The sequence below is a fragment of the Erwinia oleae genome, from assembly GCF_000770305.1.
In the GTDB taxonomy this organism is placed as follows: Bacteria; Pseudomonadota; Gammaproteobacteria; order Enterobacterales; family Enterobacteriaceae; genus Erwinia; species Erwinia oleae.
Genome location: NZ_JNVB01000016.1, coordinates 34,608 through 55,769, shown reverse-complemented (window position 1 = coordinate 55,769; position 21,162 = coordinate 34,608). Strand labels below are relative to the sequence as shown.

Sequence of the window (21,162 nt, the reverse complement as noted above, 5' to 3'; positions counted from 1 at the left end):
AGGTTTGTCACGCGTTCCATTCAGCGGGATCAGTGATGACTGTCGGTTGTGACAGCCCAGCGCGCCTGACCAAAGGCCGAACGCTGCTGTGCCGCACGCTGCTGTGTCTGATCTCCTGTGGTCCCTTGCGCTGCGTCCGGGGCCAGCAGAAATTCCGCCAAGCGTTTGATGGTGGTGAAGCGCAACAGGTCGACCAACGCCACGCGCTGGCCGAACTGCTGCCCGATGTGTTGCTGCATCTGTACCAGCAGAAGCGAGTGTCCGCCGAGATCGAAGAAATTGGTGGTGGTGCCGACACGCTCAAGGCCGAGCAACTGCTGCCAGATCGCCGCCAGACGCTGTTCCAGTTCGGTCGCCGGAGGGACATACTCGCCCGGCCCTTCCAACTGTCGCAGATCGATCTGCGGCAAGCGCTGGGGATCGATTTTGCCGTTTACGCCAAGCGGCATGGCGCTCAACGGCACGTAGAGCAACGGCAACATATGCAGCGGAAGCCGCAGGCTAAGCCATACGCGCAATTGCTGTGCATCCAACGCAACGCCGTTGACGCTGCAATAGAAGGCCACCAGCAGCGGCGTTGCCGCCGCATTGCGTCGCACATCGACCCAAGCGTCGGCAATATCCGGATGCTGTTTCAGTAGGCTTTCGATGTCGCCCAATTCAACCCGGTGCCCACGGATCTGCACTTGGCGATCCTGTCTGCCGAGATAGAACAACATCCCGTCTGTTGCCCAACGAGCACGATCGCCAGTTTTCAGCACCCGAACGCCAGGGTGTTCCGGCAACTCGACAAAGCGCGCGGGATCCTGTTGTGCATCAAGGTAGCCGGGCGAAATGCCCAGACCAGAGAAACAGAGTTCGCCACAGGCACCTGGCGGTACCAAGCGGTTATCTGCATCCACCACATAAGCTTGGGTATTCTGGATCGGGCGGCCAATGGGCAACGTTCCCGTTTCTTGCGCCCTACGTTGTGCGACGGGAAAGTAGGTTGAGCAGATACCGCTTTCGGTCAGGCCATAACCGTTAACCACTGCCATGTGCGGCAGCAGCGGCGCTATCTGCTCATACTCTAACGCCTCACCGCCGCACAGAAACAGGCGCAGCGATCCCATCGCCTGTGCCAGCACAGAGAGGCTGGCAGAGAGCGATGGGGTGGTGCTCAGGATAGTCACCCGCTGAGATGCCAGCAGCGCAATGAGCGCATCGCTATCCAAACTCTGCGCTTTTTGCGCCAGTACCAACGTACCGCCAGCGGCGAGCAGCGGCAGCACCTCCCCGACAAAGCTGGCGGACGCGACGGAGGTAATGGGTAGCAGAACATCCTGATGCGTCACTTGATAGCTGGAGACAAAGGAGGCGATCAAGTTGACCAGATTACGTTGGCTGAGCCGGACGCCTTTGGGTTGCCCGGTAGTACCGGAGGTAAAGATAACCACCGCGTCGCATTCTAACGCCGCTGGCGCAACGCTAACTGGCGGGTTCGGTATTTCTGCCAACAGGCTACGCCAGCCGGGCACCAGCGCCCAAGGTATCGTCAGCCCATGAGGGGACTCCAGCGGTTGCACCACCAGCAGCATGCACGGCGTTGCCTGCGCCAAAATCAGGGCGTTGCGGGCCGCTGGCGCGTCGCCATCCAGCGGCACATAGCTCGCCCCCAAAGAGAGGATCGCCAATTGTGCGATAATCAATTCGAAGCAGAACGGCAGTTGCAGCGCGACAGATTCTCCGCGTTGTACGCCCTGCGCACGCAGCCAAGCACGCATCTGCATCGTGGCCTGTTGCAGTTCGCCATAGGTCATGGCGTCGTCAGCGTGGCGCAACGCCACCTGTGTGGGGCGCTGCTGGCAGTGCGGTAACACTAGCGACAGCAGGTTATCTACGGGCGGCAGCGCAACTTCAGTGGCGTTGTGCCGCGCCAGCCAAGCGTGCTCCCGAGGGGTGAAGCGGATCAAATCGCGGACCGACAGCGTGGGTTGGCGGCTGGCTTCATCCAGCAGTTCTCCCCACTGCGCCACCAAGTGCTGAATACGCTCCGCACTGTATAATCCAGAGTCGTATTCGAAAGTGCCGGTGATGCGCCCGTCGATATGTTGCATACTTAGCGAAATATCCACCTGAGATGCCCCGGTATCCAACAGTAACGGCGTGACGTTGACGCCGTTTAGCGTCGGGATCGCCAGCGGCATGTTGTCGAGTTGGAACATGCACTGATATACCGGGAAATGTCCGGCGCTGCGATCCACATTCACTGCGCGCGCGATGTCGGTGAATTCGAGACGCTGGTGCCTGAAAGCGGCAAACAGAATGCCTCTGATCGTCTGCACTAACGCGGAAAACGATGCCGCTTCGTCAAGAGGCAAGCGCAGCGGTAGCACGTTGACCAGCGGCGCGATCATCTGCTCCTGTTCTTGCGCCAGCCGCGCAGCAATCGGCATACCGACGATATATTCCTGCTGACGCGCATTACGGTGCAGCAGGAGCACGAAGGCGGCCAGCAGATAGTTATACAATGACACGCGCTGCGCACGCGCCGCTGCCAGCACCCGCTCGCAGGTGCTGGCAGGCAATGCGAAGGCAACAAACGCGCCTTGGTAGCGCGCCACCGTCTGACGCGGTTGATCGGTGGGGATATCAAGAATCGGCAGCGTACCCGTCAGGGTATCTTGCCAGTAACGCATCGCGTCCTGATAGGCGTCACTCTGACGCCACTCCTCTTGGTGCGCCACGTAGTCGGCATACTCCAGCGGCGGTTCTGGCGTCAGCGACTCACCGTTATACGCGGCCTGCAACTCGCGTAACAGAACGCCTTTCGACCAGCCATCGCTGATGATGTGGTGCAGATGAATCAACAGTACGCTACGCGCGTCATCGATCGTCAACAGTTCAAACCGGCACAGCGGCGTGCCCGGAGTTAAGGGCATGGGTTGTGCCGCACGCTGGTTGATCACCGCCTGTAGCGCGTTATCATCGCCCACCGAGGAGAGTGGCACTATGGTCAGCAACGCCTGCGACGATACGGCCTGAGGCACCGCCAATACCGGTTGTCCATTGTGGGTTTCCGCCATAGCACGCAACAGCGTATGCCGACTCATCAATTGACGGATCGCGCCGTCCATCTGCGTGCGGTCCAGTTCCCCTTCAAGCAGCAAGGCGGCGGGGTTATTGTATAGCGCGGTGTGCGGCGCCAACTGTTGCATAAACCACATCGACGCTTGCGCCGATGACAGCGGCAGGTAGCGCACGGTGGGCGTTTCACGCAGATCGACGCAACTGGCTGAGTGCGCCCGCGCCAAGCCGAGCAGCGTTTTACGACAGCACTTGCCATTGGCGGAGAGTGGCAACGCTGACAGCGCCAACAGACGGTTCGGCAACATGTAGGCGGGCAGGTTTTTGGCCAGTGCATCCAACAAGGCCGCCAACTTGAGTGGCGCGCTACTGACGACAAAAGCGTAAATCAACTGATTGTCGGGATCATCCTGATCCGCCACCACGGCTGCCTGCTGTACCCCCGGAAAACGCATCGCATGGGCCTCGATTTCTCCCAATTCAACGCGCAACCCTCTAATTTTAATCTGGAAATCATTACGGCCAATGTAATGAATTTGTTGGCTTTTCCCGTCGCACCACACCAGATCGCCAGTTTTATACAGCCGCTCCGGCTGCCCTAAATGGCACAAGGTTGGATGCACAGTAAAATAGCGATCGGTTAACGCCACGTTGTTGAGATAGCCACGTGCCAGCCCGATACCGGCGAGATAAAGCTCGCCCTCTTCGCCGTCCGCCACCGGGTTACCGTGCTCATCCAGCACATAGAGTCGGCAACCGTCAATCGCTTGACCGATAGGGATATCGTCGTAGTCGTACCCGCGCTGGCAGCGGTGATGGCTGACATCGATCGCGGCTTCGGTCGGGCCATAGAGATTAATCAGGTCGCCCTGCGCCACCGATTGATAAAAGCGTGCCACGCTGTGGGCCGTGAGTTTCTCACCGCTGGCGAACACCGATCGCAACGAGGTGGTCAAACGCGGATCCTGTTTCATCTCCAGATACTCGACAAACAGGTTCAGCATCGAAGGGACAAAGTGCACAACCGACACGCGGTGACGCTGAATCAGTCGCACCAAGGTTCGCGGATCGCTCTCCAATCCGGACGGTAACAGCACCACAGATGCGCCGTGCATCGCCCACCAGAACATCTCCCAGACGGAGACGTCAAAGGTGTACACCGTCTTTTGGAACAGCACATCCTGCGACCTGATGGGATAAGCGTTCTGCATCCAGACAATACGGTTGAGCAGCGCCGCATGTTCCGTCGCCACCCCTTTAGGGACACCGGTGGAGCCGGAGGTGTAGATGATATACGCCAGTTGCCGCGCATGTGGTCGGTAACGCAGATCCATCGTCGGCATGGCACTGACCGCCGCGCTGTCGACCTCGACGCGAGGAATCGACCAGCGATCGCCATCGTCGGTACCGATCAGACAAGCAGCGCCGCTGTTGCTCAGTATGTTTTCAATACGGCTGCGCGGCGCATTGTGCGCCAGCGGTAAATAGGCACCACCAGCCTTTACAATAGCGAAAATGGCAATCAGCATCGCCATGCCGCGCGGCAGGCGGATCGCTACCACGCTGTCCTCGCCGATCCCAAGCCCGCGCAGATAATGCGCCAGTTGGTTAGAGCGTGCGTTGAGTTCGCGATAGCTCAGCGCCGCGTCACCCATCAACACGGCGGATTTTTCCCCATATTCACCGGCGATACGATACAGATAGTCGACTATCGTTTGGTCGTCGGTGGGCGACTGCCCCGTTGTCCCTTGCTGTTCCATAACTCTGGCCTTCAAAGCGAGATAAGTGCGTAGGATGGCGTGACGGGTTATGCCTGTCCGCCGTTGTCGGCAGCCAACCGCGCGTGGCAGGCGTCGATTTCCGCCTGACTGCTGCCTTTGAGTTGAAATCCCTGTTCAAGAAGTTCATGCAGAAAAGCGATGTCCTCCTCGCTGGATGTACCACGCTGCTCAATCTGCTGGATGCGCTCAAAAAACCGGCTGAGCAATGCCTTCAATTGCGCACTGGCGGCCGCATCGGCGGCGCGGTGGTGGCGTGTGGCAGTCAGGGCGTTAGTGAGCAGCGTGATGCGCTGGCGGCGCACGGCTTCCGGATCGGTCTTCGCCGCCGTGCTGTCCCCCAGCACCAGTGCCAGTTGCGCGCGATCCTGGCGATCGTCAAACGCGTAAACCTGTGCCGGATAGCGATTCTCCAGCAGCAGGTTTTTCAGCACACTTTGCGGGCCGATCTCTATCGCGATCGGTGACGATTGCCCTGTCAGGTAGGTGAGAGAGCGCTGCCACTGCACCGGCTGAGAGAGCTGTTGTTCTAGCCACTGGGTTGGCGTGGCCGTATCGGGATAGGGTTGAGCGCTGACATTGGCGATTACTGGGCAGCACGGACGTCGCCAGTCGCAGCGATCCAGCGCCTGGCGCAATTGCTGTCCGTAAGGTTTCAATAGCGGGCTGTGGTAAGGAACACCGCCAATCAGCGGCACCACCTCGACCTGGCGATCATGATCCAGCAGGTATTGCTCGGCGGCGATAATGGCCGCGTTTTGCCCAGACAACATAAACTGTTGCGCCGAATTGAAGCAGGCGATGCCGACCTGCTGTCGGGTTTCACGCTCCGCCACCTCGCACGCCGCCGCCACCAACGCCTGATTCCCCTGCTTGATGATGGTGGTACCCGCGTCCATCTCGCGGGCGATCTCACTGGCTAAACGGCTGCGCATCGCCACCAGCGCCAGCGCGTGGGAAAAGCTCAGCGCACCACTACAGGTCAGCGCAGCATATTCGCCCAAGCTATGACCCAACATATAACGTAGGTTGACATCGGCACCGGTTTGCGCCAAAAACTGCTGCCATGCGACGAAGTGGGCCACGCTGGTGGTATAGATAGCCAGCGCCATCGCCGTCGGCTCAGCAAGTTGCACCAAGGTACCCGACAGGCACAACGCCGCCATGTCCCGTTCCGCGATCTGGCTAGCTTCATCAAACAGCGTACGCACCTGCGGATAACGCTCATACAGCCGCCGTGCCATGCCCACATATTGCGAACCGGAGCCGGGGAACATCAGCGCGACATCCTGCGTCATGCTTCACTCCCCGTCATGTAATTCATCGCAATTTGGATTTCATGGATTTGCGATGTCCCTTCGATGATTTCCATGATTTTGGCGTCGCGATAGTAACGTTCGACGGCATAGTCGGCATGGCAACCATTCGCGCCCAGCAGTTGCACCGCATTCCCGGTCACGTCCACTGCCGCTTTGGAAGCGACATACTTCGCCATCAGGGTTTGGTTTATCATGGCCGCGTGCAGCGTTTCGCGGTATTCCGCCGCGCTGAAGCACATCAGTTGCGCGCTGCGCGTTTGGGTTAGCATGGTGGTAAACAGGTGCTGGACAATGCCGTGAGAAAACAACCGCCGCTTGAACTGTTTACGCTGGCGGATGTAGCGCGCCGCCACGTCCACAGCGGCCTGACATAATCCCAGGCTACCGCAAGCGGTGGTGAACCGCCCTTCATTGAGCGCAAAATTCACCGCCAGCGGTACCCCAGAGGTGAGCGGACCGAGCAACGCATCCGCCTTCAGGCGGCAGTCATTAAAATGCAGCTCCGCCAGCATATTGCCGCGTAACCCCAACATGTCGCTGAGCGGGGTGATGGTGAAGCCGTCAGTATTGCGATCGATAAGCACTGTCGCTAACTGATTGCCACAGCGGGTTAAAACGATAAAGAAATCCGCAATCTGCCCCAGCGTGATCCATTTCTTTTTCCCGTTCAGCCGCCAACCGTCGCCGTCCTGCTGTAATTCCGTTTCCACGTTCACCAAGTCACTGCCGATATTCGGCTCTGTGAGGGCAATCGCTCCGATCAATTCCCCCGTTGCCAGCTTTGGCAAATAATGGGCTTTTTGCGCCGCACTGCCCGCGCGTTGCAGCGGCGTGCTGACCATGCCAGTCACCGTAATGAGATTTTCTAACGAACCGTGTACCCCAGCCATCACTTCATGCAAGGCGCACAGTTGATAAGAATCGTAATCTCGTCCGCCATATTTTTGGGCTATTGACGCGCCTAAATACCCGGCCTGTGCCACGCAAGAAATAATGCTTGGCACAATAAACTGCTGACGTTCAATATCCTGTGCAGCCGTGGCGAGATGTTTTTTTGCGAACAGGACGGCCTCTTGCCGGACAAGCTCATAATTTTCAGTGTTCATAGATCACTCCGGGCAAGTTTGCCGCTGGATGAGTTCTACCATTTTATTGACGGTAGCAATCTGTTCTATTTTCAACTCACTCACTTCCAGCTCAACCTGAAAGGTTTTTTCGATAAACAGAATGATTTGCACGGTAAATAACGAATGGACAAGCCCAAGAGAAAAAATATCGTCATCGTCATTCAACGTATGCCCACGTAATGAGCGGGAGAGAAATTGCCGAATGGCGGCTTTCATATCTTGCGTTTCCATATTCATATCCCTATCAGGTTAACCTGGAATCACTGCTCGGCGTACGCCTGTTGGTAGCGATAAAACCCCTGCCCAGATTTCGCGCCCAAATACCCGGCATCGACCATTTTCTTTAATAAAAAACTGGGGCGATACTTGTCATCATTAAAACTTTCATACAGCACCTGCAACGATTGCAGAATCGTATCCAAGCCAATCAAATCGGCGGTTTGTAGCGGCCCCATCTTGTGCCCGAAGCAGGTTTTAAACAGCGTATCGATATCCTCGGCACGGGCGACCTGCTCCTGCACCATAAATATGGCTTCGTTAACAAAAATCATCATGGCGCGATTAGTGACAAAGCCCGGAGAATCATTGACCACGATGCCGGTTTTATTCATCTGAGCAAATAAACGGTGAAATATGTCCAGCGCGCGCTCTGCGGTATGTACACCACGGATTAATTCGACAGTGTGCATCAGCGGTACCGGGTTCATAAAATGGACGCCGACCACATTCTCCGGATGCCGCATTAATTTTGACAACGCGGTGATAGAGATGGCGGACGTATTAACACCAAACACTGTCGACGCGCCGCAGATCGTATTCATCCGGGTGTATAGTGCGTTTTTTTTCTCGATATCCTCAGTAATATTCTCAATCACCAGGTCACATTCTACAATGTCGCCCAATTCAGTGGTGAAACGGATATTTTCCATTATCTCCGCTGTGCTATGCGTCTTTTTTTTATGCCGCGGGTGAAAGTGATATAAGCGTAAATTCGCTTCGATCATCTGTCGGCATTTATCCAATTGGGATTGAGAAATATCCACAACGGTAGTTGATATGCCGTATTGCGCCATATTATGGGCGACGCCAGTTCCCATTACTCCTGCACCTATTACCGCCACGTTCATCATTGCGCTCCTTTACTGACAGGCTGTTTCCAGGTTGTCTTCACCCCCCAGTTGCGCCGCGATATGCGCGTAGATACTGCGCGGATTGGGGGTTTCCATCAGGGCCAAAAGATCGATATGTACGTTGAAATCGCGTTCTAAGCGGGAGGTCAGTTGCGTCACCAGCAGCGAATGCCCGCCCAATTCAAAAAAGTCATCGTCCAACCCGACCGGCGAAATTTCCAGCAACAGCTCTATCAGACCGGTGATATGCTGCATACCCCGCGAGTGTGCGGCCACGAAAGGCACGCTTAACGCGGGACGCGCCTGATAAGGGCGGTGCGCTTCGGGTTGGGTCTCCGCACTACCTGTTGCCCGTGCGGGCAATGGATAGTGGTTGTGTGCGAAGGGATATGCTGATGCGCTCCCGCGTTGCGGCAGCGGCGCGCCGTACCACACGGCCCAATCCACATTGATGCCCGCACACCACAGTTGCGCCACGTAGCGCAGTACATCAACGTCTTCCCCTGTTTCCGGCGACAGCCTGACCCAGTTGATACTGTGATCGCCCTCCCCCTGTTCTCGGGTATCCGCCAACAGCGCTTCACTCCAAAACCCTCTGTCGTTACGCTGTGCATCGTTGATGGGATGTCCCTGCCAGGCCAGCACGTAGCCGGGGATAGGCGCATGGCGTTCAGGAAGCATGAGATGAAGCGCCTTTTGCTCCATTTCCCACAGCAGATGCAACACTTCTTGCGTAGCCATCACGCCGCTGGCTGCGGCGGCAGGCAAAAGGCCAGCTCCAGCGCCCGACAGCAGTGTCAATGTCGGTAGCAGGCCCATCCAGGTTTTCAGCGCGGCGATAGTCTGGCAGCCTCTGATCAGCAGGCTGCTGTCCGCCTGCGCCGCCCATGTTTCAGCGTGGCGATAGGCGGGCGGAATGCTCATGTCGTTGAGTAACGCTGTCAGAGCAGCCACTTCGCGTTTATAATGCGCCGAGTGCGCCAACCACTGTACGTAGGTACCGTCGTGCGTAGTACGTAAATCTGGACAGTGTAGGCCCCAGGGCGCGTGGGGCATCAGGGTATCCAGCGATGCCAGCACCGTTTGAGTACCATCGCTTTCCACTTGCATCACTCGGCGGCAGTCAAACACGGGGCGCGCCACTTGTTGTGTGTAGGCCAGCGTTGCCGCATCAAGGGTAGTCAGCAACGGGGCAAGCTGTTGCGTCAGCTCATCCAACTGCTCGTGAGACGGCGCGGAGAGCGGAATAAACACCCGCGCGCGCACTTGGTCATCGCGCACCGCAGGATTCAGCCCTTCCATAATCACATGCACATTAGTACCGCCAATGCCAAAAGAACTGACACCAGCGCGGGGCGGCGTTCCCGATGCGGGCCACTTCTGCGGCTGCATCGGGATATAAAACGGTGAGTGCGCCAGATCCAGCTTCGGGTTAGGCGTTTGATAGTTGGCGAGCGGCGGGATAGTCCGGTGATGAAGTGCCAGCGCTGTCTTGATTAACCCGGCCATGCCCGCCGCCGCGTGGGTGTGGCCAATGTTCGCCTTCACAGCCCCCAGCGCGCAGTATTGGCGGCGTGAAGTATCGAACGCCTCTGTCAACGCAGCGAACTCGATAGGATCGCCAATACGGGTGCCGGTACCGTGGGTTTCAACGTAGCCGATGCTTTCTGGACTCACTTCTGCCAGATGACAGGCCGCACGAATGACCGCCTTCTGCCCCTCATGGCCGGGCGCGGCAAAACCGATTTTTTGTTTACCGTCGTTGTTGACCGCGCTGCCTCGAATCACCGCGTAGATGCGATCGCCCGCTGCCAGCGCATCCTCCAAACGACGAAGCACAACCACGCCCGCGCCGTCGCCAAACAAGGTGCCAGAAGCCTGACTGTCAAAAGGACGGCAGTGGCCGTCGGTGGAATGGATCATGCCCTGTTGACAGAAGTAGCCTGACTTCTGCGGTAAATCAATGGTAATTCCGCCCGCCAGCGCTAGATCGCATTCGCCAAACAGCAAGCTGCGGCAAGCGATATGCGTTGCACTCAGAGAAGTCGAACAGCTGGTGTAGAGGCTATACACCGGACCGTTGAGATTAAGACTGTAGGCAATGAGATGGGCGATCAGATCTTTGTGACCGTAGATGCCGGACTCAAAGCGATTCAGCGCATCGCCGTCAATCTGTGATAGCGAACGCCGTAGCCAATCCACATCTTCCGACGCCCCCACGAACACCCCGGTGACCAGCTCGTTGGTGCGTTGGGCATAGCCCGCATCTTCCAGCGCATGGTAGGCAACTTCATGTAATACGCGGGATTTCGGATCCAGAGCCTGCGCCTCTTTGTGACTGTAACCGAAAAATGCAGCATCAAAGTCGCATACGCCCTCGATATAGGGTTTGGCCCGCACATAGGCCGGGTTGTCCAGCATTGCCTGATCGACGCCTTCGGCCAGCAGCACCTCCTCGCTGAAGAAGGTGGCGCACTCTTTACCCTGAACGATGTTTTGCCAGAATTCGTGCAACGTCCGGGACTGCGGAAAGCGGACCGCCATGCCAATGATGGCGATCTCCATGCCGTTCATTTCGCTTGCGTATTCCATAAGCTTCATTACCTTTCTTCAGGGCGAGGGTGCGCCCGGATTAATGCTAAGACGTGCGACTGCGCGCAATATTTTTCGCGATTTGCAAAGCGCGTTTTGCCGCCTGATTCGCGCGCGCAGTCGTCTGTGCCGCAGGCTGTGGTGAGGGCGCCCCCGGCTCACCCTCCGGGGGCTGGCAAAACGCCGCCAGTTGGCGCACGGTGCCGTGGTTGTACAGCGACACCACGCTCACTTGCGGATAGCGACGCGCCATCTGCCCACTCAGTTGCACCATATCGAGTGAGGTTGCCCCTAATTCGGCATAATTGTCATCGATGCCCACGCTATCCAGTCCCAGATACTCTTCCAGGATCTGACAGAGCACACGTTCCACTTCACGCGTCGCGGGGCTGTAGGGCACGCCCATTTCCGGACGGGGCCGCTTTTTCACAGTCTGCTGAGCGATCGTATCGTCAGCGGCGGGCGGCACACCGCGATCCACCCGGTTGCCTCGCGCCAAGCGATCGATCGCCCGAGGTGAGAGCAGCACTTGCGCCCACGGGCAGCGGGTGTTTAGTAGCGGCCACAACTGGCGCATCACCTCGGCATTGCTCATGCTGAGCGCATAGCCGCCGAGGCGCCGTTCCGCCATCATAGCGTTCAGCCGGTCCATGCCTGCCGCAGTGCGATGCGTTACCACCACCTTGCCAATATGTTGCGGCGTGGTCAGGGTGGCGAAGGCGCGTGCGACCTCGGGCAGCGGTACGGATTTGCATGGAAGGAGCGGCAGCGTGTTATCGTCTATCCAAGCGACAATCTGCTGCAGGTAGCGGCTAAACGCGCCCTGCGCCGCGTGAAAATTAATCGGAATAAAGGTGCCGCCCTGGGCGAAGAAACGCATCGGTAGCGCTCTGTCTTCCACAATGTCCTTGCTGCCCAGCTCAAGAAAACGGCCCAGCGGTGCCAGCAGCGCGAGGCTAGCGTCAAGCAGACGGCCAGTGAGGGAGTTGAGGATCACATCCATCCCCTGTCCGTCCGATGCGGCCAGCAGGGTGGCAGCGAACTGTTCGTTGTGCGAATCCGCCACGGCATGTACGCCCAGCGAAAGCAGGTAATCGCGTTTCTGCGCGCTGCCTGCCGTGGCGTAGATCTGTGCTCCGCACTGTTTGGCAATATGTAGCGCAGCCAAGCCAACGCCCCCCGCCGCACTGTGGATCAATACTCGTTCTCCGGGTTGCAAATTAGCGCGCACCACCAGCGCGTAATAGGCTGTGAGGTATGCGATGGGCAGCGCAGCCGCCTGTTCGATGCGGCAATGGGCTGGTTTTCTCACTACACAATCGCTTTCTACCCGTGCGTACTGGACAAAACCGCCGTTCAGCACCGCCATGACATCCTCTCCCGGGGCAAATTCGGTGACATTTTTACCCACGCGAGTAATGCGTCCGGCGCACTCCAGTCCTAATTGCAGCGGCGCGTCCCCCGGCTGCTGCCGGAGCAACCCCGTGGTGAACAGCACATCCTTAAAGTTCAGTCCGGTGGCCATTACCTCAATCTCCACCTGTGAATCCCTCGGCGCCAGGCGCGGCGTCGAATACAGCGCCAGCGTACCTGCACCCGATTCCTCCGAGGCCAGCTGCAGTTGGTAGTTGTCGGCACTGGGCACGCGCAGTCGCGTGTCGTCATCGGCATCTTGCATGTGGATCTGTACCTTGCGCTTCACCAACGCCGCACAGCGGGCAATCAGCTCTCCCGCCGTGTCGTAGAGCGTGAAGGCATAGCTGTCACCCTCCTCATCGTGCCGATTGACAGTCAGCGCCACGTGTAAGGTGTTTGGCAACGGGCGGTACAGGCGTAAATCCTGATAGAGGAAAGGCACTGAATCGGTATGAAAACCGGGCAGTTGTTCGACAACGCTGCTTGCGATGTCCAACAGCGCCGGGTGCAGCGCGATCGTATCATCAGCGGCAGCGGTGGGCCGGGCCAGCGTGGCGAAAACCTGAGTCTGTGCAGTATTGCCATACAGTTGTTGTATGCTGTGCCAGCGCGGCCCGTAGTGGAAGTGCGTGCTCGATAATCCCTGTGCCGGGGGAGTGATGGTGTGCATCCCGCGCATCAGACTCGCAAGATCGCACGCACCGCTCTCGTCTGCCATCAGGCGCGTCGCTCGGCCTTTGGCATGGGTTGTCAGCGTGCCGCTAAAGCGCTCCTTCATCGATTTCACCTCGACACTAACCCCCTGCCCGTCAGGTGAAATGTCAACAAACATGTCAACACAGCCGTCGTCCATCACAGTCAACGGGGCCAAAAAGACCAATTCATCAATGCTGATTGGGTCTTGCGCAAAGTAGTGGCGCAGGGCTTCATACGCCAGCGCCAGATAGCCGGTCCCCGGCAGCGTGGCGACACCGGATATCCGGTGCTCATCCAGCAGCCAATCGGACGCGGGGGATAAGCGCGCGTAGTAGCTGGCGTCAGCCCCTTGTCGTTTATAAGCCTGTAGCAGCGTTCCCGTCATCAATGGGCGCAGGCCACGCAATACGTCGTATTCACTGCCGTTTATGGCATCCAACAACATGCCCTGCTCACGCAATGCATCCCACCCGATACTGAGCGCATTCACCCCGTAGCGGGTACGCAGTTGCTGTGCCAGCGCATCCAAATAGGCGCTGGCGGCGGCATAGCCTGTCTGGCCAATCTCTGCATTCACGGCAGCCAGCGAGTTACAGAACAACAGTAGCAGACGCTCATCCAGCAGATTCCGTTGCGCTAACGCATGCAGCACGTTAGCGGTACCCTGTCCTTTCACCGCTAGCATGTCGCGTAGCGCAGATTCGCTCAATTGATGCAGTGTCAATGTGGTGGTGGCGTCGGCAGCAAAAATCACGCCATCCAACCGTCCATAGTGTTCGAGTAGCGTCGCCAGACAAGCACTAACCGCCTCCGCCTGCGTAACGTCGCAGTGGATGACGTCTAATGCATCCTGCTGCACCGGTTCATGGTGATACCCGGCGCGGCTGCTCAGCACCACACGGACTCCCTCACGCTGAGCAAGCGCTTCGCCGATCGTGCGACCAATGCCCTTTTCACCGCCGATAATCCACAGCACGCTGCCTGGTAGACACCCTGCCTGAGGGGGTAAATGCGCCAACAGCCGTGTCGGGATAAAGCATCGCAGGTAGGGCATGCCCTGCCTGAGCGCCATTACCGTTTCTTGTCTCGGGGCCAGACGCTGGGTCAGCAAGTTCAGGTTCTCATCACTGCCCTGCGCATCGATATCGATCAATCGTACTTCGGTCGGGTGCAGCTCTTGGGCAAGCACGTTTGCCGCGCCCGACAGCGCCGCCAGCGCTGGTTCGGGGTTATCCTCTTCCTGTACGCGAAACGCACCCTGGGTCAATACAGTTAGGGACGCCAGCGGCGTGGTGCTGCGCGCGCACCAGCGAGCAACACGATAAAGCCCCGCGAGCGACTGCGTCAACGATGATCCTGCCACCGCGCCGGGAGTATACAGGCAATGCAACTGTCGGTAGGTTTTGTGCGCTAAAAGCGAGCTGATGCCGTGGAAATGCATCAGAATACGGTCATTATCCCACACGTCGTCCTCTGGCGACGTCGGCAGCGGCACGGTGATGCTGTCAACACCGCTACTTGTCAGCGTCTGCTGTAACTTGTCGCCGTCGGCACTAATAATGATGGTCAATTCGCCCGGCGCATAGAACGCCTCCCGCAAGGATGTGTCGTGCATCCGCCACAGCACACGCTGGAGCCACTCATCTTGCGGACGGCGCAGAGGATGCGGGTGCTGACGATAGCCGGAAAGTGCAGCACCATAACGATAGTAATAAGCCTGTTCGAAGGGGTAGTCCGGCAATGGAATGTGCTTGCCGAGTGCCGTCTGGTTGAAGCGCCGCCAATCGATATTCACGCCCTTGACCCACAGCGCCGCCAGCGCACGATGCAACATGTGCTCATCATCGATCGCCGCGTTGGCTTTGCGTAGCGTCAACAGGGTCGGCTGATCGCTGTATTGGTCATGTCCTTGAATAAAGGTAGAGAGCGTATTTCCCGGCCCACATTCGATAAACAGCGTGGGCTGTACCAACAGCTGCGCCGCACCTTCGTTGAACAGCACCGCGTTGCGCACTTGCTGCACCCAGTAATCCGGTGAGGTGGCTTGCTCCCCAGTAATCCAGGTGCCGCTTACATTAGATATAAAGCGCCTGTGCGGCGCGTGCAACGGGATTTGACCCAGCAATTGTGCAAAATCGTGCAGCATCGGCGTCATCATGGCCGAGTGGAATGCGTGAGAGGTTTTCAGGCGCGTGTGCTGTATCTCGCCCTCGGCTAAGCGTGCGCTCAAACGTGAAATGGCCGCCTGTTCGCCCGCGACCACGCAAAATTGCGCGCTATTATTCGCCGCCAGTTCGATACCCCGTTCTGTAGCTAGCCACGGGGTCAACTGCTCGCGGCTGAGGTAGACCGCCATCATGCTGCCGGGATGCATGGACTGCATCAAACGTCCGCGCGCCTCAATGACGTGCAGCGCATCCTCAAGAGTAAACACGCCAGCGATACAGGCCGCAACATACTCGCCCAGACTGTGCCCGATCATACTGTCCGGCGTAATCCCCAGATCAATCAAGGTGCTCGCCAAGCTATATTCGACACAGAACAGCGCCGGCTGCGTGAACTGCGTCTGATCAATATCCCGCGTATCCCCATCATCAAACAGCAACGCCTTGAGATCGACCGTCGAATAGCGTTGGAACGCAGCAAAGCAGCGATCCATGTGCTGGCGAAACATAGGTTGATGGGCATAGAGCGCGCTGGCCATGCCATGATATTGGCTACCTTGACCGGGAAACATGAAGCAGATCTCCGCTGCCGTGCGCTGACCGTTGAAGGTTTCCGCCTGCAATATCGTGGCACAAGAGAGATCGATTTTCGATCCACGACTCACCAAATAGGCCCGCCGATGGTCAAAGGCCGTGCGTCCAGTTTGCAATGTATAAGCCACATCCGGCAGGCGCACACCCACTCCGTGCTTGACATATTCCAGCGTGGAAACCACGCGCGCCTCTAACGCGGCGGGTGTTTTAGCGGAGAACAACAACAGGTAGTCGTCGCGCACTCGCGTCGCTGAAGGGTCGTCCTCATGCTGATGAGCTTCCAGCGCGATGCTGGCATTGGTGCCGCCGATGCCGAAGGCGCTCACCAGCGCACGACGAGGACGCGTCGGCGGCCACGGTTGGACTTGCGGGTTAACGTACAGTGCAGAGCGCGACAGATCGATAGCAGGATTGAGTTGGCGAAAGTGCGCCGTTGGCGGCAGCACTTGATGATACAGGGCGAGCGTTGTTTTGATGACGCCCGCCACTCCCGCAGCCGAGTTGAGATGGCCAATATTACTTTTTAGCGCCGAAACCGCACAAACTGGGGCAGGTATAGGACCAAACACCTCATTGAGCGCCCGTAACTCGACAGGATCGCCCAGCACCGTACCGGTGCCGTGCGCTTCCACCAATCCGATGCTGTCGCTATCAAAACCGGCACGGCGCAAGCTGGTGCGGATCACCGTTGTCTGCCCGGTCACGCTCGGCGCGGTATAGCCGATCTTGTTATTGCCATCATTATTGACCGCCGAACCTTTGATCACGCCATAGATGCAGTCCCGATCCGCCAGCGCGTCATCCAGACGTTTTAGCAGCAGCATCCCTACGCCATCACCGGTGACGGTGCCAGAGGCTTGGCTATCGAAAGGACGACAGACACCATCTCGCGCATTGATCATGCCTTCATGATATTCATAGCCCCGGTACGCAGGCATCTCGATAGAAACGCCGCCCGCCAATGCAGCATCGCAATCCCGGTTACGTAGTGCGTTGCAGGCCTGGTGGATAGCCACTGCCGAAGTGGAGCAGGCGGTGTCCAGCGTCACGGCAGGACCGGTGAGGTTGAGCGCATGGGCAATCAACGCCGTGACGGCATGGATATTCAGGATACTGGCCTTGTACAAGGCGGTAGAGTCGGTAGTGTCTTGCATCACCGCATTGAGCCAGTGGGGTGATGTCAACAGCCCGGCATAAATGCCAATCGCGCCGGCAAAGGAGACAGGATCGCACCCGGCGTGTTCCAGCGTTTGCCAGCAGCAGTGATGCAATAAGCGAATTTGCGGATCCATACACTCCGCCTCGTTGGGGGTATAACCAAAGAAATCCGCATCAAACCATTCGTGATCGTCAATAATCCCTTTGGTTTTTATATAATTCGCTTGTTTAAACGTGTCTGGCATCACGCCATGCGCGCGCAGCTCCTCATCGCTGAACAGTGTTAATCCCGATTCCCCTCCGACGACCAGCGTCCACAACGCCGCAATATTCGCCGCGCCGGGGAAACGTCCCGCCATTCCGACAATCGCCACCGGCATGTCGCTGTAGACAACAGCGCGCGTTGGCATCGCATCCTCCGGCGACACGGCAGTATCAAGAAAATGCGTTAACGCCGTCAGCGTTGGGTACTTAAAGAGATCGGTAATATCAATCTCCAAGCCAAGTTGCCGCTTAATCTCCCCTTTTACCCTGATGGTATCCAATGAGGTGCCGCCGAGCACGAAAAAGGAGGCATTGCTATCAATGTCTTGTCTATCGAGCACGCGTTGCCAGATGGCATGCAGCGCACGTTCCACGTCGCCATGCGCCACTGATGTCGTGGTGGGCGCGGCGTTGCACTGTGCGGCGGGCAGGAGATGCCGCAACTGCGCCAAGTCGGCCTTACCACTATGGCTTTTGGCAATCTCCGTCACCACCACCAAGGATTCCGGAATAGCGAATGGCGGCAACCTGTCAGCCAATTGCCCGCGAACTTCCACCTCATCATAGCTATCATTGACGCAGACCACCGCCGCAATATGCAGCGTTTCGCGTACGCGGTGAGGAACCACCACCGCCTCGATAATGCCGGAGCACTCCAGCAAGCGCTGCTCGATCTCTCCGGTTTCAATTCGTTGTCCATTGATCTTAATTTGACCGTCTTTACGCCCAAAACAGTCAACACAGCCATCATCCAGCAACCGGGCATAATCACCAGTTTTGTACATCATGCCGCCGGGAATAAAAGGATCGGGGACAAAAACCGTCGCGCTCAGTGCCGGGTTGTTCTGATAGCCGATGGCGACCCCCTCTCCCCCCGCCACTAGTTCACCGGTGGCACCGATGGGCAACAAATGCCCGTGGAGATCGGTAATGTAGAGCGAGGTGCCCGGCACCGCGTATCCAATCGGGACTCGGGCGGGTTGCAGCCCGTTGAAACGGTACGCGGTGGTAAAAATAGTATTTTCCGTCGGCCCGTAACCGTTCGTCACCACCAGATGCGGGTATTTCTGCATCACGTCGTTGACATGCCGCGCGGATACCGCTTCGCCGCCCACCGTAATGCGTTGTAACATACCGAAGAAATCGCCGCCTTCTGCCACATAGGAGTTAAACAAGGATGAGGTAAACCAAGCGCGCGTCACCTGTTCATCAGCGATCGTGCGGCGAATGTGATCGATATCGAGTAATGCCAGTTTGCTGAGCAATACCAGCTTGCCGTGGTTGAGCAAGGTAGACCACATCTCAAACACCGAAACATCAAACTCGAATGGGCAGGTCAGCAGCGTTGTCTCACCGCTCTCCACCTTCAGCGGGCTGTCGCCTTGCATCAGGCGCAGTAAACTGCGGTGCGCCACCGCGATGCCTTTGGGCTTGCCCGTCGAACCCGATGAGTAAATCACATAAGCGCGAGAATCCGGTGTGATGGCCGGGAATACCACTGAGGGCGCGACGGGAAATGCACAGAGATCACCCTGCGCAACGTGCAATGCATTTAGCGACTTGCCATGCACCAGCAGCAGAGCCAAGCCGCTGTCATCAATAATTTCCTGCACCCTACCCACTGGGTAGTCGGGACTGATGGGCACATAAGCAGCACCGATCAACATGATGGCGATGATGCCAACCACGGTGTTTACCCGGCGTTCGCTAATAATGCCTACCGTATCGCCAACCATAACGCCCTGCTGTACCAAATAAGCCGCGAGCCGCTCAGCCCGTGCTGCCAGCTCCGAATAGGTCAACGCGCACTGCTCATCAACCACCGCGACCTGTGCTGGCGAAACCGCAGCAACCTGATGAAATTGTTCGATGACGTTGGATTGACTATCCCAATCCCGGTACGCCATGCGGTCCAGATAGGGTTGAAGTACCTGCGCCTGCTGGCATGGAGACAAGTTTACCAACGCAGCAATGGGCCGCTGCGGATTGTCCACCAGTTGTTCAAGCAGATAACTCAGGTGCGTCAGCAACGCTCGCGCCATGCTGTCGGTCAGGTAGTGGGGGGCATAGGCAATACTGAAACGGAATCTCTCCTGCTGAGTGATGGTCAAGGTCAGCGGATAGTGCGTTTGTTCCTGTACGCTAAGATGGCGAATCGCCACGGGCGACGCACCTGACAATAAGGCCGCATCGACAGGATAATTCTCCAGTACCACTAAGGTATTAAAGAGATCACCAGCATGGCCCTCTTTATGCACCAGCTGTTGTATGTTAGCTAAGGCATCATGTTCATTGCCGTAGTGCGCTATTAGCGTTTGGTGCATACGCTGTAAGTGTTGCAACAGAGTCGCACCATCATCACGCAGGCGCAGCGGCAACGTGTTAATAAATAGCCCTAGGGTTTCTTCTATGCCATCAATTGGCATGTTTCGCCCTGATACCGTCGCGCCGAATACCACATCGTCAGCATAACACCAGCGTTGTAGCAGGATTCCCCAAGCCACATAGAAGATGGCTGCGGGGGTGATACGGTGCTCGCAGCACAGCGTCTGTATTTTCTGACACACATCCGGTGATAGAGTGATCTCTACATGATGTGATTGATAAACGTAAGAATTGTTCTCGGCTTCAGTGTCAGTGTCAGTGTCAGTGTCAGTGTCAGTGTCAGTGTCAGTGTCAGTGTGATATTGTGTCAGCGGCACGATGCAAGTTGGTGTTCCCTCCTGAAGATATGTAGCCCAATAGTCTCGCTGAAAGGTGTGTCGTCGGGCTGACAGTGTGTCAACAAGGGGTTTCAGGGATGAGGGAAAAATTGTGCTACCATCCCTCACACCACTGACCACAGCCGCTCCATAGAGTTGGAGCAACTGTTTAATAAAAAGGGATAAGCTCCAGCCATCCATCACAATGTGGTGGTATGAAAGTATAAAAGCACTCTCTTTCGCTGACTGAATAAGATAGGCTCGGACTGGGATCGAATTTAAGGAAAAAGGGTACTTTAAATCAGCCTGTAGCAGCGGAGGAATTATGGCATCAATACCTTCATCCTGCGGGACAGAAATGATTACTTCATCGTTATTGAGCGGAAAACGTAATTCCTCTTTCTCACCGTTTAACACATATATGTCCGGCAACACATCGGTATTCACCACTTGACAAGGGCACTCATCAATCTCCCAATGATATTCAGTGCAAAAACACTCATGTGTGCGAAATAACGTTTCCAACGCCCACTTGAAGTTGACACTATCTACATGCTGGGAAAAAATGCATGTAAAATGCTCATGGTAGTTACGCCTCTCCTTATCCTTTAACGAATGGAATAAGAACCCCTGTTGACTAGGTGTTAGCGGTAATTGCTTACGTATGGTATTCCTATTACACGGAGAATCTCCAGAGGCATTACCCATAATCCACCACCTTGTTTATAATACAAATATTTCAAATAAATAAAAATTATTAGGGGATATTGCAAATAAAATTAACATGTTTTTCCTAATGGCATACCTATCCACAAGGATAGTTTTTTATTGTGTATTCATATAACTCACCAATGCTTAATCACTTAATGAAATAAGCACCTACATCAATAATGCCATTCTAATTACATGATTTTTCTTCTTATTAATTAGCCTGTCTGTAAGCAAAAAAATCTGAAAGTCGTGCAGAACATAGCAATCTATGTAACGGGTAAGAATTGATACAGGCAACCCCATGTTGTCCTGTGGTCTGGAGTTATAGGGGAAAGCCCATATAGCAAATAATGCATAACACTTCTTTACATAAAAAACGTTGTATCGTAAATTCATCTTTAATAGTGCCAAACCAACAGACCCACAGTTATAACTCAGGATGGG

The 21,162-nt window shown here is 56.5% G+C and carries 7 protein-coding genes; all 7 read right to left on the bottom strand.

Going from position 1 to position 21,162, the window contains the following annotated elements; all coding sequences use genetic code 11:
• Positions 1-29 precede the first annotated feature (29 nt).
• From clbH to clbB, 7 genes are read right to left on the bottom strand one after another with little or no spacing between them, the layout of a single operon-like run.
• Entirely contained in the window at positions 30-4,826 is a 4,797-nt protein-coding gene (gene clbH / locus GS12_RS07605; RefSeq protein ID WP_034945538.1) for a colibactin non-ribosomal peptide synthetase ClbH, read from the bottom strand.
• Between the two features lie 47 nt (positions 4,827-4,873).
• Positions 4,874-6,142 (bottom strand): colibactin biosynthesis acyltransferase ClbG, encoded by a 1,269-nt coding sequence (clbG, locus tag GS12_RS07600; protein WP_034945535.1) that lies wholly within the window; start codon positions 6,140-6,142, stop codon positions 4,874-4,876.
• Positions 6,139-7,269, bottom strand: coding sequence for a colibactin biosynthesis dehydrogenase ClbF (clbF, locus tag GS12_RS07595; protein ID WP_034945532.1), 1,131 nt, complete (start codon positions 7,267-7,269; stop codon positions 6,139-6,141). Before clbF ends, clbG begins: the two co-directional genes overlap by 4 nt.
• Positions 7,270-7,272: 3 nt before the next feature.
• On the bottom strand, positions 7,273-7,521 hold the full coding sequence (clbE, locus tag GS12_RS07590; protein ID WP_052118387.1) for a colibactin biosynthesis aminomalonyl-acyl carrier protein ClbE: 249 nt from the start codon (positions 7,519-7,521) through the stop codon (positions 7,273-7,275).
• 29 nt (positions 7,522-7,550) lie between these two features.
• Entirely contained in the window at positions 7,551-8,420 is an 870-nt protein-coding gene (clbD, locus tag GS12_RS07585; protein WP_034945529.1) for a colibactin biosynthesis dehydrogenase ClbD, read from the bottom strand.
• 9 nt (positions 8,421-8,429) lie between these two features.
• Positions 8,430-11,012 carry a colibactin polyketide synthase ClbC gene (clbC, locus tag GS12_RS07580; protein ID WP_034945553.1) on the bottom strand — a complete coding sequence of 861 codons (2,583 nt, stop codon included), beginning with the start codon at positions 11,010-11,012 and terminating at the stop codon, positions 8,430-8,432.
• Between the two features lie 46 nt (positions 11,013-11,058).
• On the bottom strand, positions 11,059-20,715 hold the full coding sequence (clbB, locus tag GS12_RS07575; protein ID WP_034945526.1) for a colibactin hybrid non-ribosomal peptide synthetase/type I polyketide synthase ClbB: 9,657 nt from the start codon (positions 20,713-20,715) through the stop codon (positions 11,059-11,061).
• Between the last annotated feature and the right edge of the window lie 447 nt (positions 20,716-21,162).